Origin of the sequence: Bartonella koehlerae C-29 (assembly GCF_000706625.1) — a bacterium.
GTDB lineage: Bacteria > Pseudomonadota > Alphaproteobacteria > Rhizobiales > Rhizobiaceae > Bartonella > Bartonella koehlerae.
In genome coordinates, this window is sequence record NZ_KL407334.1 from 828,646 (window position 1) to 845,995 (window position 17,350).

Sequence of the window (17,350 nt, forward strand, 5' to 3'; positions counted from 1 at the left end):
TTATCAGCTCTTACCATTTTGATCTGCACCATAAAGCATATCAATAAGATCTTTTGATGCATTCGCAGTGCGTGGACCAAATCCTAAAAGATACATAGCATCCATCTGTTTAATATCATGATTTTTTGCTGCAGTCGTTGCTTGAACTGCTGGTATAGTTAAAACTTTATCGATGTTAGTGGATTTTCCACTATGCTTGACAAGTAAAATAACATCAGGATTCGCTTTCAATAACGCTTCACTATTGAGAAGTTTATATCCCTTATAATCAGTGATAGCATTTATTCCACCGGAAAGTTTTATCATACCATCGGCAGCTGTTCCTGTTCCAGATGCCATAACACGTCCATTTTGCACGGATAAAACAAAGAGCACTCGCTTTGGTTTTGTTATTTTTGCCAAAAGAGTATCATTTTCCACGAAAGCACGATTTATTTTCTCAATCAACGCAGTTGCCTGCATTTCCCGATGAAGAGCTTTACCAACAAGACGAATCTTTTCTATAACACTTTCACGAGAATAGTTTTCCGGTATGATGACTATAGGGATCGATGTTTTTTTTAGAATATCAATTGTTGAAGCAGGACCACTTCCTTCGACAAGCAATATACCTTGTGGAGCAAGCGATAAAACACCTTCAGGTGAGAGAGCACGCATATACCCAAGCACAGGAAGTTTTAGTGCTTCTTGTGGATAGACGCTTGTACTATCACGGGCAACAAGTTGATCTTGAGCTCCTAATGCATAGACAATTTCTGTAAGTGAACCGCCAATAGAAACGATTCGCGCATTTTCAGGAAAATGCGTTACAGGTTCAGCAATCACTTGTTTAGAATAAAAGGTGAAAGAAAGCAGTATACAAATAAGAAAACGGTTTGATTGTCTGTGCAAAAAAAGTGTAAACATATTCACTTTACCTTTCTAAGCAACCGCTATTGCGTGGTTTTGGGGCAAACTATTCAATAAAGAGCGCCAATCCTCACGTTCTTTTTGCCCTTCTTTTCGCATACCAAAGAATTGGATAGTCATCTCATCATTTTCATCGAAAACTTCAAGTGAAGTGACATAACCATCACTGGTGGGTTTGCGAACACACCATACATTTTTGATTCCAGGAATGAGTAAATGCAGGTGAAATTTTTGATCGAGAACATTAAGCCAAGGCCCAATTTGCTTAATGTTTTTTATTCGTCCACTAAAAATTTGGATACATCCCTTATTGCCAACAAAGCACATGATAGGTACTTCTTGTTGCGCAACTTGGTTGAGCATAATTTCAATAGCTTCTCTCTTTAGTCCATGAGCAAATTCATTTCCGACGTATTTTACAGCATCATGTCGGTTAATTTTGAGTTCAGAAATAATCCCGTGAAGTTGGTGTACATCAGTCATTTCCCGCCAACGATTGCGAAATTCTTCAACATTCAGCTCTAGGGTATCGCGCTTGTTTGGAATTGGTGTAGGAAGGATACCAAGAACGGGTAACTGATCTTCATGAAGTAACTCATCAACAAGTTTACTCCATTCTACCATATTTGTGGTATCTTTGGAATAGAGTTTAAAAATAGCAACGCCATTTTGATCGAAGAATTGAAGACTTTTTGTAGGCTTTCCAAGAACGATAGCCTCGTATTCAAAACCAAATTTCCATTGTTTTGAAAAAATACGTAAGTCAATTTCACCAAGTGTGAGAGGGATATGTTGGTTTTGAACAATTTTCTCAAAGCATCCTGTGATTTCATGAACAGCATGTTCATTACGTGTCAACGCCATAACTGTTCCAAGTTGAGGAGCATTTTCCAGGAGAACGGCAATATCAATTTGTAGTTTTTTTGCTTTTCCAATTGTACAATAGGCGGCAATAAGTTCTGCTTCAGATATACCAATAGAGATCGCAAAATCACGATCACGCATCTCTTTTTTTTCTTCACGCAAACGAATAATCATTTCGGCTGTATATGACATAGGCTTTCCTTTTATTCAAAGTTAACTTTTACAATTTCTAAAGAAATAGTTTGAACTTTTAAGAGTTCAAACCATTACCCAAGTTGGTCCTATTATCAACAGCAGAACAATCAAAAACAAATAACCCCACCCCTTCAAGCATTTGTAGCTTGAGAAATAACACAACAATTTACTCAGTCATCAATATAATTTTACATTGATCCAATGGTTAACAGAAGCAACTAAAATCTTTGCACGAATGATACTTTAAAGTTACGACCAGGCTGGCTGTAATAATCCTTTGGTGTTGAACTTTTACCATCAGGAAGATCTGATACATTCCAATATTTTTCATTGAACAGATTATAAATACCAGCTCTTACAATAAAACCTTTCTCACCGAATGGTTTCCACCAACCAGATACATCAACAACCTTATAGCCCGGAATTTTTTGATAATCAGAACCTTTAGCGACTTTATCACGTTTAGCAGATGAAGTAACTACAACATCTGCTCCCCAAGTTTCTTTTGCATACCCTAATCCGATAATTGCCTTTAAAGCTGGGATTGAGTTAAGATATTCATTTTTGTCAAGATCTTTTCCTTGCGAATAGGCAAGGGAGAAATTGCTATGGAAACCACTATTAAGAACCCAATGCATTTTTGTTTCAAAACCAAAAATACGTACGTTTGAAAGATTCACATAGTGTCGACGTCCGAATCTAAATTCCTCTGATGACCCCTTATTTTCAGTAGTTATAAAGTTTTTATATTGATTAGTGAAGGCACTAAGTGAACCACCAAAATTTGCATTTCCATATCGTATACCCACATCATATCCATTGCTTGTTTCTGATTTAAGATCAGGGTTTCCTTTTACATAGTAAAGAGGAGGCTTGACATAGGAGAGGTATAGCTCCGAAACACGCGGTGCACGAAAAGCCTGTGCCCATTGTGCGTAAAATGTTACTTGATCACGAACATCCCACTCTATACGTAATTTAGGAGAAAAACGCGAACCACTTCTTTCTGGAGGATATTCGTCAGAAATGAATGCTTTTTCATAAGAAGACGTTTTTTGAGGAGTGTGCTTGTACCAATCATAACGAACTCCTGGTATCAAACGGAAATGATCATCAGCGAAGCCAATTTGATTTTCGAAAGCAAAACCAAAATTGTAGCTGTTTGTATCCGGTGAATCTGATCGATTAGCAGGCAAAAAGGCACATCCTTGCGCATACTCTTGCAAATGACAATTGTCTTTACCTAACAGATAATGATGAAATTGAGATGATAAAATATTAGTAGAAAGCTTTAATGTATGACTTACTGTACCAATATTCACTTTTTTGAGAGCATGAGCGTTGAAACCATAACTAGTATTACGTAGGAAATTATCTCTTAAATAATCTCCTTTTGGTGCTTCAACACGAAATCCATTCATAATATGATGATCAATTTGTCTTTGCCAATAAAGCTGTCCGGCAAATGCATCAAACAGCGAGTCTTTATTGCCACTATAATTATAAGACAAAGAAAAACGCTCACGACGTCTGTTATCTTGATCATAAACGGAACCTGGAGCGTACCTTGTAGATGCATTCAATGAATGCGTATTGATATTATAATCAAAACGTTCCGCGGTCAAACCAAAACGGTGACCGCCATTAAAATATTGATGAATTTTAAAAAGCAAATTATTTTGGTCAAACTGAGCAGGGTTTTTACGTGTACGCTCTCCATAGCCCTCTACAGTTCCCATATTTTTACGTTCATGCCCTTCCACATGAGACCCTTGGAAAAGCAAGAATGTTTGGTTATTACGCACTGCAATAGCTTGATCTACGTGCCAACTGTTATCAACAGAATGATAATCACCCTTTATAAGACCACCCCAATTCTTTTTTTCAGTAATAAGGTCTTCAGGATTAAGGGTACGTAAAGCAACAACACCTCCTAATGCACCGGATCCGTAAAGACTGGAATCAGATCCTTGAATAACATCAAATGTAGAAAGCGCATTAAAATCAAAAGTTGTGTTTCCACCTGTCCCACGCACTATATCATTAAACCATGGAAGAGTAATGCCATCTATTGTTGTGAGAACACGATTTGCATCTAAACCACGAATCACAAAACTGTTATTTCTTGAGTTGTAGCTTACGGAAGGATTAAGGCGACTAACATCATGGACATCACTTATTTGTTTTTCATTAATATCCTTAGCAGTCTTACGATCAGTCAAAATGGTTACCGAGTCCGAGACATCCTCTACTTTTTTCCCTTTAATAATGATGGGATTAAGTTCAGTTACACTACCAAAATTGTTGCTTTGTGCAAAAACAAATGAAGGTATAGAAACCGATAATGCACTTAAAATTGCACAACTTTTATAAATATTTTGTCTTGTTCGCATAACACATCATAACCTTTTGTTAAATCCCAATTTTGAAAACCATATTAAACATGATAAAAACAGTCAAGAAAAAAGTTGCAATTTCAAAATAGCGTGTTTTAATGGAATTGAACGTCGATATTAAGCTTAGAATAACAGCGGAAGAAACGATGAATTTTTCAGATACTAGGTGGTTATTAGCTCTTTGGATTGTTGCGTTTTTTGTCGCTTTCTTTTTGCATATAGTATTAGGAGCACAATTTTATTTTCCGAGTAATGGTGTACGTAATGGTACGCTTTCTTCGACGATTATGCTGACCTTTGCGCAAGAAATTGTCTATCCGGATAATGACGCAAATACGCCGAATCTTGATGCAGGTTTATCGAATTTAAGTACAGAACCAGAAGTGTTGCAGCCTGATTTTCCAGAGCAAGAGTCAGAGATATTGAAATCAGAAGATGAAGTTCAACCAGAAGAGCCTCAGCAGAATGGAGAAAAAAATGATTTTTCACTTCTCAAACCTTTGAAGGAATCTTTTCCTCCAAAAGTAGAGCATAAAGCGTTTATCAAAAAACCAATACCGATATTTAAGACTGTACTAAAGCATTCCATTGTAGAGGCGCGTTCGTCTACTACCAATAAGGTCAGTCGTACAGCAGCGCATGAGGATGCATTGCTAGTGAAATGGTTAGCAAAAGTACAAGCACAACTGGAAAGGCAAAAAAATTATGTTGTAAAACAGCGTACCAGTGGTGAAAAAGGAACGGTGAAGTTAGAATTTAGGGTGCATGAGCAGGGAAATATTTTTTCTAGTCGTGTTGTAGTTTCTGCTGGTGATCCGGAACTTGATCGATTAGCCATGACGGCACTGCAACGTGTTGGTTCTTTTCCACCACCACCACCATCAAAAGTAAATAAAATTATTCGAGTATCCTTAATATTTAGCTGATTTTTACGGTTTTTTTTGTTAGTTTTCACACTCCTTAATGTTTACAATTGCTATGATATTGTGGTCTATAAGTTGATGAAACGGAAAGAACTACTTTTTAGTGGATTGAGGCTTTCTCATTTTCATCGACCGGAAAGAAGATCAGCTTTTATATCTGTTTTTCCAGTAAGTCTTGCTTTGTAAACTCCATAATTTTCCATGACACGCATCACGTAATTACGTGTTTCTGTATAAGGGATGCGTTCAATCCAATCGATGACTTTATCAAGAGGTTGTCCTCGAGGATCACCATAGCGTTTTATCCACTCATTAACACGACGGGGGCCTGCATTATAACCGATAAGGGCCAATATATAGGATCCGTTAAAACGTTCCAATTGTTCGCCTAGAAAATGGGCACCTAACGTAGCATTATAACTGGCATCACTGCTGAATTTTTTTTGTGACCACGCGATCGAATGCTTTTTTGCGAGTGCTTTTGCTGTTGTAGGAAGCAATTGGAGGATACCTTTTGCACCTGCTTTTGATATGGCTGTTGGGTTAAATTCGCTTTCTTGGCGTGCAATGGCATAGATAAGCGCTTTTCCTGCTACGGGAATATTGACAGAGGCTGTTATAGCACCGAGAGGGTGGGAAAGTGCACCAACATTTTTACCTTGGAAAACAGCAGTTTTTCCAATTTTAAGGCTTGTATAATAGTCACCATTTTTTTCTGCCATAACAGCTAAAAGAGCTAATTCGCCGGGACTTTCTATTTTTTCTCCGAGTTCTCTATAAAAAATTTTAGCAAAATCAGCATAGCCGACTGATTCAAGGCGTTGAATTGCTTGAATAGCTTTTCGTGCGTTAAAACGTTGTCGCTCAGCGGTTGTTGGTTTAGGAAAGGAGATTTCTAGCTTTTTTTGATTAAGTCGTGAAGCTGCCATTTGACCATAATAAGTTGCACCAAAATGGGCTGCACGATGAAAATAATGCTGGGCATTTGTCTGTTCACCGAGAACTTCTGCTGTTCGTCCCATCCAATAATATCCACGGGATGCGGAAAGAGCTTTAGAAGATAATTGAGGAATATGCGAAAAATGTTGCATTGCCAATTGAGGATTATGAAGAAACCGTAATGCATACCATCCTGCATGAAATTCAGCATCGACTGCCAATGAAGAGGGCCTAGCAATGTGTGTTGCAACGAGTTGATAAGCAATTTTAGGTTTGTTTAAATCAAGCATTTCGCGAGAAAGAGCCCGTTGTTCTCTCCATAAGGCATGAGGATTCATAAGACGTAAGATATCTTTTGGTATTCTCATCATGCGTGTTGCGGCTTCACCATATTGTCTAGTTTGACGTAGATGGCGAATGTGAGCAAATTGAAGGAGAGGATCTTTTTTCCATGATCGTTCTACAGCGCGTAATTTTTGTGCCGCTTGAGGATCATTTTTTTCGACGGCAACAAAAGCTTTAAAAAGGGATTGAGCATGGGCTAATTTTGCAATGCGTTCTGCTGCATCAAATCGATGTGCATAAAGCATAAATTGCATGCGTTTCAGATGATCGATAGGCTGTAACGCTGCACTTGCATTTTTAAGAACAAACTTTTCTTCTTGTGCATTGAGCTTTGTTTTATACCACCATGGCGCGATGATGTGACGAGCACGTGCGGTTTGCCCAGTTGTGATAAGTGCTTTAGCATATGTAGCCATACCTTGTGCTGTAAGGGGTAAATGATGAGTAAATTTTTGGATAATCACCGGGGCGAAATTCGTTTCGTTAATAAAAGCACGTTCAGCATTGCGTTGCATAGTCGCTATACCAGGCCATCCTTTTAGTTCATTGATGGCATTGAATATTTCTAAGCTTGGTACATTGGCTTGACTTGATATCCCGATTGCCCATGTCAAAATATGGCGATCAAGGTTATTCTTTTCCATTGAATTACGAAGGCTGATAGTTTTTGCAATATTATTGTTTGAAAGTGCATCTAAGCCTGCTTTAAGTTGTTTGAGCGTAGAAGTGTTTTTAGATGTAGAAATATTGTGGTTTGTCGTGTGAATCTGTTTAAAAGATTTTGTATCTTCTTTGTTTATGACAAAGGCGGTAGGACGAATCAAAGGGATTGGTACTTTTCGTTGCAAAAGAGTTGTTTGTGCACAGGCACTTGAAAATAAAATTGTTGTTTCAAGTATAAGTGCAGTAAAGGTTGATACGAAAAAAGAGGCGAAGAATGCATGCATAGAAAAAAGACCTTGAAACCTTACTTTTTTGAAACACTCAAGTCTTTATAAGACACAAGCATGAAAAACGCGTTAATGCGGACTGATATTTTAAAGGAATTTTGGGAATTAAAGGAGAGAGATGCTAATCTCGTAAAAGCTTTTATGGAATTCATCTTGCTTCAATGATAGAGCAAGATTATGCTTTATCATAGATAATTTATGCAAGACGATTAAAAAAAGAAAGCGAACATTACAGGGAGTTTATCATGCTCAAGGGAGCTGTGACCGCGCTTATAACACCGTTTGATGATAATGGCGCTATTGATGAGAAAGCATTTTGCAATTTTGTCGAGTGGCAGATTACACAAGGGATCAATGGTGTAAGTCCTGTTGGTACAACGGGTGAATCACCAACTTTAACTCATGAAGAACATAAGAGGATTATAGAATTATGTGTCGAGCAGGTTGCTAAGCGTGTTCCTGTCGTTGCTGGAGCAGGCTCAAATAGCACAAGTGAGGCTGTAGAGCTTGCACAGCATGCAGAGAAAGCAGGTGCAGATGCAGTCTTGGTTGTCACTCCCTATTATAATAGGCCTAATCAGAGGGGATTATACACACATTTTTCTTCCATTGCGAAAGCGATTTCTATCCCAATTATAATTTATAATATTCCCGGTCGTTCTGTGATCGATATGGCTGTGGAGACGATGAGGGACCTGTGTCGGGATTTTAAAAATATCATTGGTGTGAAGGATGCAACGGGAAAAATTGAACGTGCTAGTGAACAACGTGAAAAGTGTGGTCAAGATTTTGTGCAGCTTTCTGGTGATGATTGTACAACATTGGGTTTTAATGCACATGGGGGGGTGGGGTGTATTTCTGTTTCTTCCAATGTCGCTCCAAAACTTTGTGCAGAGTTTCATGCGGCTTGTTTGCGTGGTGATTATAAGACAGCCCTCAAATTAAATGATCTTCTGATGCCTCTCAATCGTGCGGTGTTTATTGAACCAAGTCCTGCTGGTATTAAATATGCCGCTGCAAAATTAGGGCTTTGTGGTGCTATTGTTCGCTCACCGATTGTTCCACTCTCGGATACCACAAAGAAGATTATTGATGCAGCGTTGCACCGTGCGGGTTTGCTTAAAGAATGAAGTGATATATACTGTAGCCATGAACAAAAAAAAGAACGCGCCAGTACGAAAAATAATTGCGGATAATCGTAAAGCCCGTTTTAATTATGAAATTCTCGATAATCTTGAGGTCGGTTTGGTACTTCAGGGAGCGGAAGTGAAATCTTTGCGTTCCAATCATGCGAATATTGCTGAAAGTTATGCCAGCTTTGAGAATGGAGAATTATGGTTAGTGAATAGTTATATTCCTGAATATACGCAGGCTAATCGTTTTAATCATGAGCCGCGTCGTTTGCGTAAACTATTAATTTCAAAACGTGAAATGGCGCGTTTTTTTAATGCAACTTCTCGTGAAGGAATGACGCTTGTTCCCCTTAAGCTTTATTTTAATGAACGAGGGCGTGCTAAGCTAGAGATTGCTTTGGCACGTGGGAAGAAGCTTCATGATAAGCGTGAAACGGAAAAGAAACGTGATTGGGGGCGTGAAAAAGCAAGGCTTTTAAAAAGGTATGGATGACAGGTCTGGTTTGTATGCTCTTTTTATAATGCGTTTAAGGAGGTTTCAGCAGTGATCGAGATATGTTTTTGCTGCTTCGAAAATCTGATGGAACATAGCATCCGTTAAGCGACCAGTGTTGGTATTATAGCGTGAACAGTGATAACTTGAGAAGATGCGTAATCTGCCGATGTTGTTTATTTGTCCGTGTCCAAAGGGGTGGGTTAAAATTTTTGCATTGAGGGCACGAAGTGTTGAATGATGTGCAATGGTACCGAGGGTGATAACAGCTTTAAGTTTGGGAAGATTTGTTAAAAGAGGCGAAAAGAAATATCGGCAAGTGTTAATTTCTGTACCAGTAGGTTTATTTTCGGGGGGGACACAACGAACTGAATTAACAATTGCTGCATCAATCAGTTCAAGGGTGTCGTCAGCTCTTTCTTCAAATGTTCCTTTGGCAAAACCAAACTTTTTCAAAGTTGAATAAAGCAGGTGTCCAGCATAATCACCAGTAAATGGGCGTCCAGTTCTGTTTGCGCCGCGTAATCCAGGAGCAAGGCCGACAATGAGAAGGCGTGTTGTGTCTGCCCCTTTATAGGGAAAGAATGGGCGCACCGGAGCATTATACCAGCTCGGTTCTTTTATACGCCAGTCGGAAATAAATTTGTGTAAACGCGGGCATAAATTGCAATTTTGCGGTGGTTCTGGGCAAAGCGGTTTTAATTGGCTATTCATGTGAGAAGCTATCAATCATTTTGTATAAATTTTTCCAGTTGTTTATAGGTTTTATGACCGATCATATTTTTATAAACAACCTATAATGAATAACGGTCTTTTTATAACAGAGTTCAACATAAAATTATATTATGGCCGATTATTTTGCAAAGAGAGATACTCTTTAGTGATGTGTTCGATGAATAAGATGTTAATGGGATGGAATTTCTTATTTTTAATAAATATCTTATTATAAAAAATGCACATAAAGCTGTTGTTATTGCAAAAGATTTTTAAGAGTTTAGAATGATTGATATCCCTTTAAAGGATCAAAGTCTCTAAGGAGAAGTATTTTGTCAAATACATGTTTGAATTAGCTCTTCTTAAAACTTTTTTTAAAGTAGTATTGATAACTAGCTCAAAGAGACTATGCGCTTTTCATAAAACTTCCAATAATTTTCTGCAATAAGCTTTTGAATAAAAAAATATTAAAGTTTGTGTTGTTTTTCTTGTGTTTTATTTTGATTATTGTATATATTTAACACTCACTATGAAACTTTTTAATCTTTAAGAAAGAGGCATAAATGGCCCGTGTAACGGTAGAAGATTGTATTGATAAAGTCGATAATCGCTTTGAATTGGTGCTTTTAGCTGGACATCGGGCGCGTCAGATTTCACAGGGTGCGCAGATTACGGTTGATCGTGATAATGATAAAAATCCCGTTGTTGCTTTGCGTGAAATAGCAGAAGAAACATTATCTCCTGCCGATCTGAAAGAAGATCTTATTCATTCATTGCAAAAGCATGTGGAAGTGGATGAGCCAGAAATGGCAAGTGAATTTATTTCTCATTCAAGTGAATCTGGAAGTGTTTTGGGTACTTCTTTGGAAGAGGAGGGCGGTTCATTCGATCATATGTCTGAAGAAGAGCTTTTAGCGGGTATCGAAGGTTTGGTCGTTCCAGAGAAGAGTGACGATTATTAATTGCGGCGATTTACAGTACGAGAGCAAATATACGTTGTCATGCAAGGACGGTTATTTTTTTGGTCTTTTATTGATGAAATATTCATGTTCAATAAGGTTAGGTTTGTGAAAAAATAAAGGATATGCTTGTATGATGCGTCAGTGTGAGCTTGTTGGGCGTGTTCAACGTTACAAGTCTGACGTGGATGAAGCTCTTTTAAATAGAGCCTACGATTATGCAATGCGAAAGCATGGTCATCAGAAGCGTGCTTCGGGGGATCTTTATTTTTCTCATCCTTTAGAAGTTGCTGCTATTTTGACAGATATGCGATTGGATGAAGCAACAATTGCCGTTGCTCTTTTGCATGATACAATTGAAGATACAAGTGCTACACGGGCTGAAATTGATCAGCTTTTCGGGTCTGAAATTGGTAAGTTAGTTGAGGGGCTTACAAAGCTTAATAAGCTTGATCTTGTATCAAAAAAGGCAGTACAGGCAGAGAACCTGCGTAAACTTCTTATAGCTATTTCTGATGATGTTCGTGTTCTTTTAGTTAAACTTGCTGATCGTCTTCATAACATGCGCACCCTTGGTGTTATGCGTGATGATAAACGTCGACGCATTGCTGAGGAGACAATGGATATTTATGCGCCACTTGCGGGACGTATGGGTATGCAGGATATGCGCGAGGAGTTAGAAGATCTCTCTTTCTTTTATTTAAATCCAGAAGGTTATCGTACGATTACCAATAGACTTTCTGAATTATCAAAGCGCAATCGCGATTTGCTTTCTAGGATTGAAAATGAACTAACAAAACTTTTTTTCGAGAATGGCATTAAAGCAGATGTTAAAAGCCGTCAGAAAAAATCTTATTCCGTCTTTCGCAAAATGGAAAGTAAGGCATTATCTTTTGAACAATTATCCGATATTTTTGGATTTCGGGTTATTGTTGAAACAGTGAATGATTGTTATCGTGCTCTTGGTGTTATTCATACTACCTGGCCAATGGTACCTGGTCGTTTTAAAGATTATATTTCTATTCCAAAACAGAATGATTATCGTTCCATTCATACAACGATTGTAGGGCCTTCGAGACAACGGGTTGAACTACAGATTAGAACTGCTGCTATGGATGAAATTGCTGAATATGGTGTTGCCGCACATTCCATTTATAAAGACCACGGTTCCAATTATACAACTTCGAAGTTATCAAATGAGACCAATGCTTATGCATGGTTACGCCAAACGATTCAATCTTTATCAGATGGAGATAATCCGGAAGAGTTTTTAGAACATACAAAGCTTGAGCTTTTTCAAGATCAAGTTTTTTGTTTTACTCCAAAAGGCCGGTTAATTGCCTTTCCAAAAGGTGCTACTCCTATTGATTTTGCTTATGCAGTTCATACGGACATTGGTGATTCTTGTGTAGGGGTAAAAATCAATGGTCGTATTATGCCTTTGATGACAAAATTAAAAAATGGTGACGAAGTTGATATTATACGTTCACAAGCTCAAATTCCGCCAGCGGCGTGGGAATTTCTTGTTGTAACAGGTAAGGCACGTTCAGCCATTCGTCGAGCAACACGCACAGCAGTACGCAAGCAATATTCAGGTTTGGGATTTCGTATACTTGAGCGTTCGTTTGAATATATGGGAAAACAATTTTCAAAAGATGTTCTTAAGCAAGTTTTACCACGTTTAGCACGTAAAGATGTGGAAGATGTATTAGCTGCTGTTGGGCGTGGTGAATTGCCTTCCGCTGATGTGATTAAAGCAGTTGATCCTGATTATCAAGATTACCGTGTGGTCCAAAAGTCCTCTTTTAAGCCTGGGGAAGAAGGCTGGTTTAACATTGAAAATGCTCAAGGTATGATTTTTAAAGTTCCAGAAAATGAAAAGGATTCAACTACAGAGAAGCATCAATCCAAAGCATTACCTATTCGAGGAACCCGTGGAGATATTCCTGTACGCTTCTCTCCTGAGGGGGCCGTGCCGGGAGATCGGATTGTTGGTATTATGCAACCGGGGGCAGGGATCGTTATTTATCCGATACAGTCTTCGGCTTTGATGGCGTATGATGATCAACCTGAACGATGGATTGATGTCCGTTGGGATATTGATGCCCAAATGAGTGAACGTTTTCCAGCTCGAATTGATATTTTGGCTGTTAATAGTCCTGGCTCTTTGGCTGAAATTACGCAAGTGATTTCTGCTAATGACGCTAATATCCAAAATTTATCTTTTATCCGCACAGCACCAGATTTCACAGAAATTATGATTGATCTGGAAGTTTGGGATTTAAAACATTTGAATCGTATTTTTTCTCAGTTAAAAGAGGCTGGTTCGGTTAGTACAGTCCGACGAGTTCATGGATGAAAAAGGAAAATTCTGCGATGAATACACAAGGTGTGATTGATATTTTTAAACAAGCAGATGCTATTTTAGAAGGGCATTTTATTTTAACATCAGGCCGTCATAGTGCTATTTATATGCAGAAGGCGAAAGTATTCATGCATGCTGACTTAACAGAGAAGTTATGTCGTGGATTGGCTGAAAGAATTAAAAAATCTGTCGAGGGAAAAATTGATTATGTGGTTGGTCCTGCAATTGGTGGTCTTATTCCTTCGTACGAAACTTCGCGTCATCTTGGTATTCCCTCTCTTTGGGTAGAGCGTGTAAATGGCATATTTGAACTGCGTCGTTTTGAAATCAAGAAAGGTGCACGGGTTGTTATCGTTGAAGATATTGTAACAACAGGTCTTTCTATTCGTGAAACTGTTGAGGCTCTGCTTACAGCAGGAGCAGATGTGTTGGCGAGCGCATGTATTCTTGATCGTTCTGGCGGTAAAGTTGATGTCGGAGTTCCGTTGATTTCACTTGCTGAATACGAGATAGCATCTTATGCTAGTGATGCAATTCCTGCTGAACTTGCGAAACTTCCAGCGATTAAGCCAGGAAGTCGAAATATTTAATTGTTTTTCTATTTTTTTTTATGCAAAAGCTTGGAAAAATTAATTTGAATCATATGGATTATTTTATTGTCACAAAATATATATTGAGAATCATATGCTCTTTCGCCGTCGAGAACCAATAGATTTTGTAAAGCGTATTCGACTTTGGTTATGGCCACGTCGTTCATTTTCTCGCTTATTTTTTTATATACATAAACGCATTTTGCGTATATCAGCAACGCCACATAAAGTTGCCTTGGGATTTGCTATCGGCATTTTTTTAGCGTGCTCGCCTCTCTTTGGTATGCATATTGTTTTGGCAATATTTTTTTCTTGGATTTTGCGTGCAAATTTTGCAGCAGCGATTATTGGTACAATTTTTTCTAATCCACTTACATTTTTGCTGATTGTTGTGGCTGATTATAAGGTAGGCTCTTTTTGTTTATCGCTTTTTAGCAATGTGAGTGAGATTTCTCTTTCTCAAATTCACACTCTGTTTGATGGTTTGACGCTTTCAAATACATCTCTTCTTTTCAAGGGTGCATGGCAAACAATCATGAGGCCGATGATTTTAGGTGGTACACTTTTAGGTTTTATTTTCGGTAGTTTATCTTATATAGGCACTTACAGAGCAATCACTCGCTTTCAACAAAAGCGATATCAAAAGATTATCAAAAAAAGCGTTTGTAGCAAAAAAAAATCGGATGATATCTTATGATTGTTGGTCTTGGAAGTGATCTGATTGATGTAAGACGCATTGAGAAAATGTTGGTTCGCTATGGTGATCGTTTTATTCAACGTATTTTTACGGATATTGAGCAGAACAAATCTGAAAGTCTCCAAGAAAAATCTTCTTCTTATGCCAAAAGATTTGCTGCCAAAGAAGCCTGTGCTAAAGCTTTAGGTACAGGAATCGCTTGCGGTGTAAATTGGAAAGATATGGGGGTGGTCAATTTACCGTCTGGGAAACCAATTATGAAATTAACAAATCGTGCGCAAATGCAACTCCAAAAGTTATTGCCTTTTCATCATGATGCTGTCATTCATCTTAGCATGACAGATGATTTTCCTTGGGCGCAGGCATTTATTATTATCGAAGCACTTCCACGTGGATAGGTTTCGTGGGAGATTGTACTTTTGCTATTTGAAACATTATGATAAAAAAAGTTATATCTGTGATGGGAAGGCAGTTGATGATGATCCAGAAAGAGAAAATGTATAAAAATAAAGAAAAGAACGGAATTCTTGAATTTGTTTTCGTTTTGATACAGGCGTTGTTGTTAGCAGCGCTTATTCGGACACTTTTTTTTCAGCCTTTCAGTATTCCTTCCGGTTCCATGCGTCCTACTTTGCTAGTGGGAGATTATCTGTTTGTTTCTAAGTATGCATATGGGTATTCTCGTTTTTCTATGCCTTTTTCTCCTCCTCTTTTTTCGGGACGTATTTGGGCATCTCAACCTCAGCGTGGAGATGTTGTTGTCTTTCGTTTACCGAGTGATCCGGATATTGATTATATCAAACGTGTTGTTGGACTACCGGGTGATCGTATACAAGTTCGTCAAAGTGTCCTTTATATTAATGATGAGCCCGTTTTACGTCACTTTATGGGCAAGATTGAAAATGCTGATATAACAGAGGTTAATTATCCTGTTGATGTTTATCGTGAGATAATGCCTAATGGTGTTAGTTACGATACGCTTGATTTAGCTTTTATTCCGCAAGTTGATGACACAAAGGTTTTTGAAGTTCCGTCGGGGCATTATTTTATGATGGGTGATAACCGTGACAATTCAGACGATAGTCGTTTAGACGTAGGATATGTTCCAGAAGAAAATCTTATTGGACGAGCAAGTGTGATTTTTTTCTCTATTAGTAATGGTTCAAGTGCTTGGCAGATTTGGCGTTGGCCATTTGATGTGCGTTGGAATCGTTTGTTTTCTTTTGTTAATACTGTTCATGATTTGCCGATTATCAAGCAAGGAATCAATAATGAAGTTTCCAATGATTGATCAGCTTGAAAAGCTGACGGGGCATTGCTTTAAAGATAAAGAGAAATTAAGAAAAGCGTTAACACATTCAAGTGTACAAGATTCAGAACAGGGAAATTATGAAAGACTGGAGTTTCTAGGTGATCGGGTTCTTGGACTTTTGGTTGCGGAAATGCTGTATCAATTGTTTCCACAGGCAAGCGAAGGTGAATTATCAGTACGTTTAAATGGTTTGGTGAATGCGCAGACATGTGCTGATATTGCACTAGAAATGGGATTGCCTGGTATGATCCATGTTGGTTTTGAAATGAAAAGCTTAAAAGGTCGTCGGCTGACAAATATGTATGCTGATGTGATTGAAGCTTTGATTGCTGTAATATACCTTGATGGGGGATTGGAGAATGTTCGGCCTTTTATTCAAAGATATTGGCAAAGTCGGGCAAAGCAGATGGATGCTGGTCGGCGTGATGCTAAGACACAGTTACAGGAATGGGCGCATGTACAAGGTGGTCTACAACCACATTATCGGGTCGTAAAACGTTCTGGTCCAGATCATGATCCTGTTTTTATGGTAGAGGTAAGCATTTCTGGTTTTGTGTCAGAGATTGGGAAAGGAAATTCTAAGCGATGTGCTGAAAGAATGGCAGCTGAAAAAATTTTACGACGAGAGGGTGTATGGGAAACAATGGAAAAAAATGAGCATGAATGACGTTACTAAAACGCGTTCTGGTTTTGTTGTACTCATTGGGATGCCTAATGCTGGGAAGTCAACATTGGTGAATCAGTTAGTTGGAATGAAGGTTTCAATTGTAACGCATAAGGTGCAAACGACGCGAACTTTAATCCGGGGTATTGTCATTCACGATGATGCGCAAATTGTATTGATTGATACACCAGGTGTTTTTTCTCCTCATAAGCGGTTAGAGCGTGTGATGGTGTCTGCTGCTTGGGGAGGAGTTAAGAATGCTGATCTCCTGTTAGTTCTGATTGATGCTCAGAATGGTCTTTCGGATGAAGTTTGTAAGATGTTAGATATTGTAGAGAGTATTAAAAAGGATAAAATTCTTGTTCTGAATAAGATTGATACAGTTGCTAAGTCATCCCTTTTAGCGTTAACCGCTGAAATTAATGAGCATGTAAAGTTTTTGCAGACATTTATGATTTCAGCTCTCAATGGCTCTGGTTGCGAGGATTTGCTTCATACTCTAAGCACAATGATGCAGGAAGGACCATGGTATTATCCAGAAGATCAAATTTCTGATATGCCTATGCGTCAGCTTGCTGCTGAAATTACCCGTGAAAAACTTTTTCTTCGTCTTCACGATGAACTTCCGTATTCTTCAACAGTTGAAACAGAGAACTGGGAAGAGTGTCGAGACGGTTCAGTTAAAATTAATCAAGTCATCTACGTTGAGCGTGATAGTCAAAAAAAAATTGTTTTAGGAGCAAAAGGCAATACAGTTAAAGCAATTGGTCAGGCTGCACGTAAAGAATTGATGGATATCATGGGTCAAAAGGTTCACCTTTTTCTCTTTGTGAAAGTGCGTGATAATTGGGATACCGATCCGGAACGTTATCTCGAAATGGGACTAGATTTTTTTAAATAAA

Annotated in this window: 16 protein-coding genes; 11 read left to right on the top strand and 5 right to left on the bottom strand. The window is 38.3% G+C overall.

What is annotated here, in order from left to right:
* Positions 1 to 3: 3 nt before the first annotated feature.
* From O9A_RS03485 to O9A_RS03495, 3 genes are all read right to left on the bottom strand, one after another.
* Positions 4 to 906, bottom strand: coding sequence for a heme/hemin ABC transporter substrate-binding protein (locus tag O9A_RS03485; protein ID WP_034458830.1), 903 nt, complete (start codon positions 904 to 906; stop codon positions 4 to 6).
* Positions 907 to 921: 15 nt separating this feature from the next.
* A complete protein-coding gene (locus tag O9A_RS03490) occupies positions 922 to 1,965 on the bottom strand; it encodes a hemin-degrading factor (protein WP_034458832.1) in 1,044 nt (347 codons plus the stop codon).
* Between the two features lie 221 nt (positions 1,966 to 2,186).
* The gene (locus O9A_RS03495) at positions 2,187 to 4,361 is read right to left on the bottom strand and encodes a TonB-dependent hemoglobin/transferrin/lactoferrin family receptor (RefSeq protein WP_034458834.1); all 2,175 of its coding nucleotides are present in this window, start codon (positions 4,359 to 4,361) and stop codon (positions 2,187 to 2,189) included.
* 149 nt (positions 4,362 to 4,510) lie between these two features.
* On the opposite strand from O9A_RS03495, the gene O9A_RS03500 reads away from it, so the two are divergent.
* Entirely contained in the window at positions 4,511 to 5,290 is a 780-nt protein-coding gene (locus O9A_RS03500) for an energy transducer TonB family protein (protein WP_034460182.1), read from the top strand.
* Positions 5,291 to 5,412: 122 nt separating this feature from the next.
* Here O9A_RS03500 and O9A_RS03505 read toward each other — a convergent pair whose 3' ends face one another.
* Positions 5,413 to 7,518 (bottom strand): lytic transglycosylase domain-containing protein, encoded by a 2,106-nt coding sequence (locus tag O9A_RS03505; RefSeq protein WP_034458836.1) that lies wholly within the window; start codon positions 7,516 to 7,518, stop codon positions 5,413 to 5,415.
* A gap of 248 nt (positions 7,519 to 7,766) precedes the next feature.
* Here O9A_RS03505 and dapA point away from each other — a divergent pair, with 248 nt between their 5' ends.
* Together dapA and smpB are read left to right on the top strand one after the other, a co-directional pair.
* Positions 7,767 to 8,651: a 4-hydroxy-tetrahydrodipicolinate synthase gene (gene dapA, locus O9A_RS03510; RefSeq protein WP_034458838.1), complete on the top strand. Its 885-nt coding sequence runs from the start codon at positions 7,767 to 7,769 to the stop codon at positions 8,649 to 8,651.
* Positions 8,652 to 8,670: 19 nt separating this feature from the next.
* Positions 8,671 to 9,147, top strand: coding sequence for an SsrA-binding protein SmpB (gene smpB, locus O9A_RS03515; RefSeq protein ID WP_034458840.1), 477 nt, complete (start codon positions 8,671 to 8,673; stop codon positions 9,145 to 9,147).
* A gap of 45 nt (positions 9,148 to 9,192) precedes the next feature.
* Here smpB and O9A_RS03520 read toward each other — a convergent pair whose 3' ends face one another.
* Entirely contained in the window at positions 9,193 to 9,861 is a 669-nt protein-coding gene (locus tag O9A_RS03520; protein WP_034458842.1) for a uracil-DNA glycosylase, read from the bottom strand.
* 563 nt (positions 9,862 to 10,424) lie between these two features.
* Here O9A_RS03520 and rpoZ point away from each other — a divergent pair.
* From rpoZ to era, 8 genes are all read left to right on the top strand, one after another.
* Complete coding sequence (rpoZ, locus tag O9A_RS03525) at positions 10,425 to 10,823, top strand: DNA-directed RNA polymerase subunit omega (RefSeq protein WP_034458844.1); 399 nt, start codon at positions 10,425 to 10,427, stop codon at positions 10,821 to 10,823.
* A 130-nt stretch (positions 10,824 to 10,953) separates the two neighbouring features.
* On the top strand, positions 10,954 to 13,179 hold the full coding sequence (locus tag O9A_RS03530) for a RelA/SpoT family protein (RefSeq protein ID WP_034458846.1): 2,226 nt from the start codon (positions 10,954 to 10,956) through the stop codon (positions 13,177 to 13,179).
* Between the two features lie 17 nt (positions 13,180 to 13,196).
* A complete protein-coding gene (gene pyrE, locus O9A_RS03535) occupies positions 13,197 to 13,775 on the top strand; it encodes an orotate phosphoribosyltransferase (RefSeq protein WP_034458848.1) in 579 nt (192 codons plus the stop codon).
* A gap of 94 nt (positions 13,776 to 13,869) precedes the next feature.
* Positions 13,870 to 14,472, top strand: a complete 603-nt coding sequence (locus O9A_RS03540) for a DUF2062 domain-containing protein (RefSeq protein WP_034458850.1) — start codon at positions 13,870 to 13,872, stop codon at positions 14,470 to 14,472.
* Positions 14,469 to 14,870 (top strand): holo-ACP synthase, encoded by a 402-nt coding sequence (acpS, locus tag O9A_RS03545; protein WP_034458852.1) that lies wholly within the window; start codon positions 14,469 to 14,471, stop codon positions 14,868 to 14,870. The genes O9A_RS03540 and acpS overlap by 4 nt, the downstream gene beginning before the upstream one ends.
* A gap of 80 nt (positions 14,871 to 14,950) precedes the next feature.
* Positions 14,951 to 15,763: a signal peptidase I gene (gene lepB / locus O9A_RS03550; protein ID WP_034458854.1), complete on the top strand. Its 813-nt coding sequence runs from the start codon at positions 14,951 to 14,953 to the stop codon at positions 15,761 to 15,763.
* Positions 15,744 to 16,451 carry a ribonuclease III gene (gene rnc, locus O9A_RS03555; protein WP_034458855.1) on the top strand — a complete coding sequence of 236 codons (708 nt, stop codon included), beginning with the start codon at positions 15,744 to 15,746 and terminating at the stop codon, positions 16,449 to 16,451. Before lepB ends, rnc begins: the two co-directional genes overlap by 20 nt.
* Entirely contained in the window at positions 16,444 to 17,349 is a 906-nt protein-coding gene (gene era, locus O9A_RS03560) for a GTPase Era (RefSeq protein WP_034458857.1), read from the top strand. The genes rnc and era overlap by 8 nt, the downstream gene beginning before the upstream one ends.
* The last annotated feature ends 1 nt before the right edge of the window (position 17,350 follow it).

Coding starts and splice junctions, on each gene's coding strand:
- rpoZ (WP_034458844.1), top strand. CDS start 10,425: ATGGCCCGTGTAACGGTAGAAGATTGTATTGATAAAGTCGATAATCGC.
- O9A_RS03500 (WP_034460182.1), top strand. CDS start 4,511: ATGAATTTTTCAGATACTAGGTGGTTATTAGCTCTTTGGATTGTTGCG.
- lepB (WP_034458854.1), top strand. CDS start 14,951: ATGATCCAGAAAGAGAAAATGTATAAAAATAAAGAAAAGAACGGAATT.
- O9A_RS03495 (WP_034458834.1), bottom strand. CDS start 4,361: ATGCGAACAAGACAAAATATTTATAAAAGTTGTGCAATTTTAAGTGCA.
- O9A_RS03505 (WP_034458836.1), bottom strand. CDS start 7,518: ATGCATGCATTCTTCGCCTCTTTTTTCGTATCAACCTTTACTGCACTT.
- O9A_RS03530 (WP_034458846.1), top strand. CDS start 10,954: ATGATGCGTCAGTGTGAGCTTGTTGGGCGTGTTCAACGTTACAAGTCT.
- era (WP_034458857.1), top strand. CDS start 16,444: ATGAATGACGTTACTAAAACGCGTTCTGGTTTTGTTGTACTCATTGGG.
- acpS (WP_034458852.1), top strand. CDS start 14,469: ATGATTGTTGGTCTTGGAAGTGATCTGATTGATGTAAGACGCATTGAG.
- O9A_RS03485 (WP_034458830.1), bottom strand. CDS start 906: ATGTTTACACTTTTTTTGCACAGACAATCAAACCGTTTTCTTATTTGT.
- O9A_RS03490 (WP_034458832.1), bottom strand. CDS start 1,965: ATGTCATATACAGCCGAAATGATTATTCGTTTGCGTGAAGAAAAAAAA.
- O9A_RS03520 (WP_034458842.1), bottom strand. CDS start 9,861: ATGAATAGCCAATTAAAACCGCTTTGCCCAGAACCACCGCAAAATTGC.
- rnc (WP_034458855.1), top strand. CDS start 15,744: ATGAAGTTTCCAATGATTGATCAGCTTGAAAAGCTGACGGGGCATTGC.
- smpB (WP_034458840.1), top strand. CDS start 8,671: ATGAACAAAAAAAAGAACGCGCCAGTACGAAAAATAATTGCGGATAAT.
- pyrE (WP_034458848.1), top strand. CDS start 13,197: ATGAATACACAAGGTGTGATTGATATTTTTAAACAAGCAGATGCTATT.
- dapA (WP_034458838.1), top strand. CDS start 7,767: ATGCTCAAGGGAGCTGTGACCGCGCTTATAACACCGTTTGATGATAAT.
- O9A_RS03540 (WP_034458850.1), top strand. CDS start 13,870: ATGCTCTTTCGCCGTCGAGAACCAATAGATTTTGTAAAGCGTATTCGA.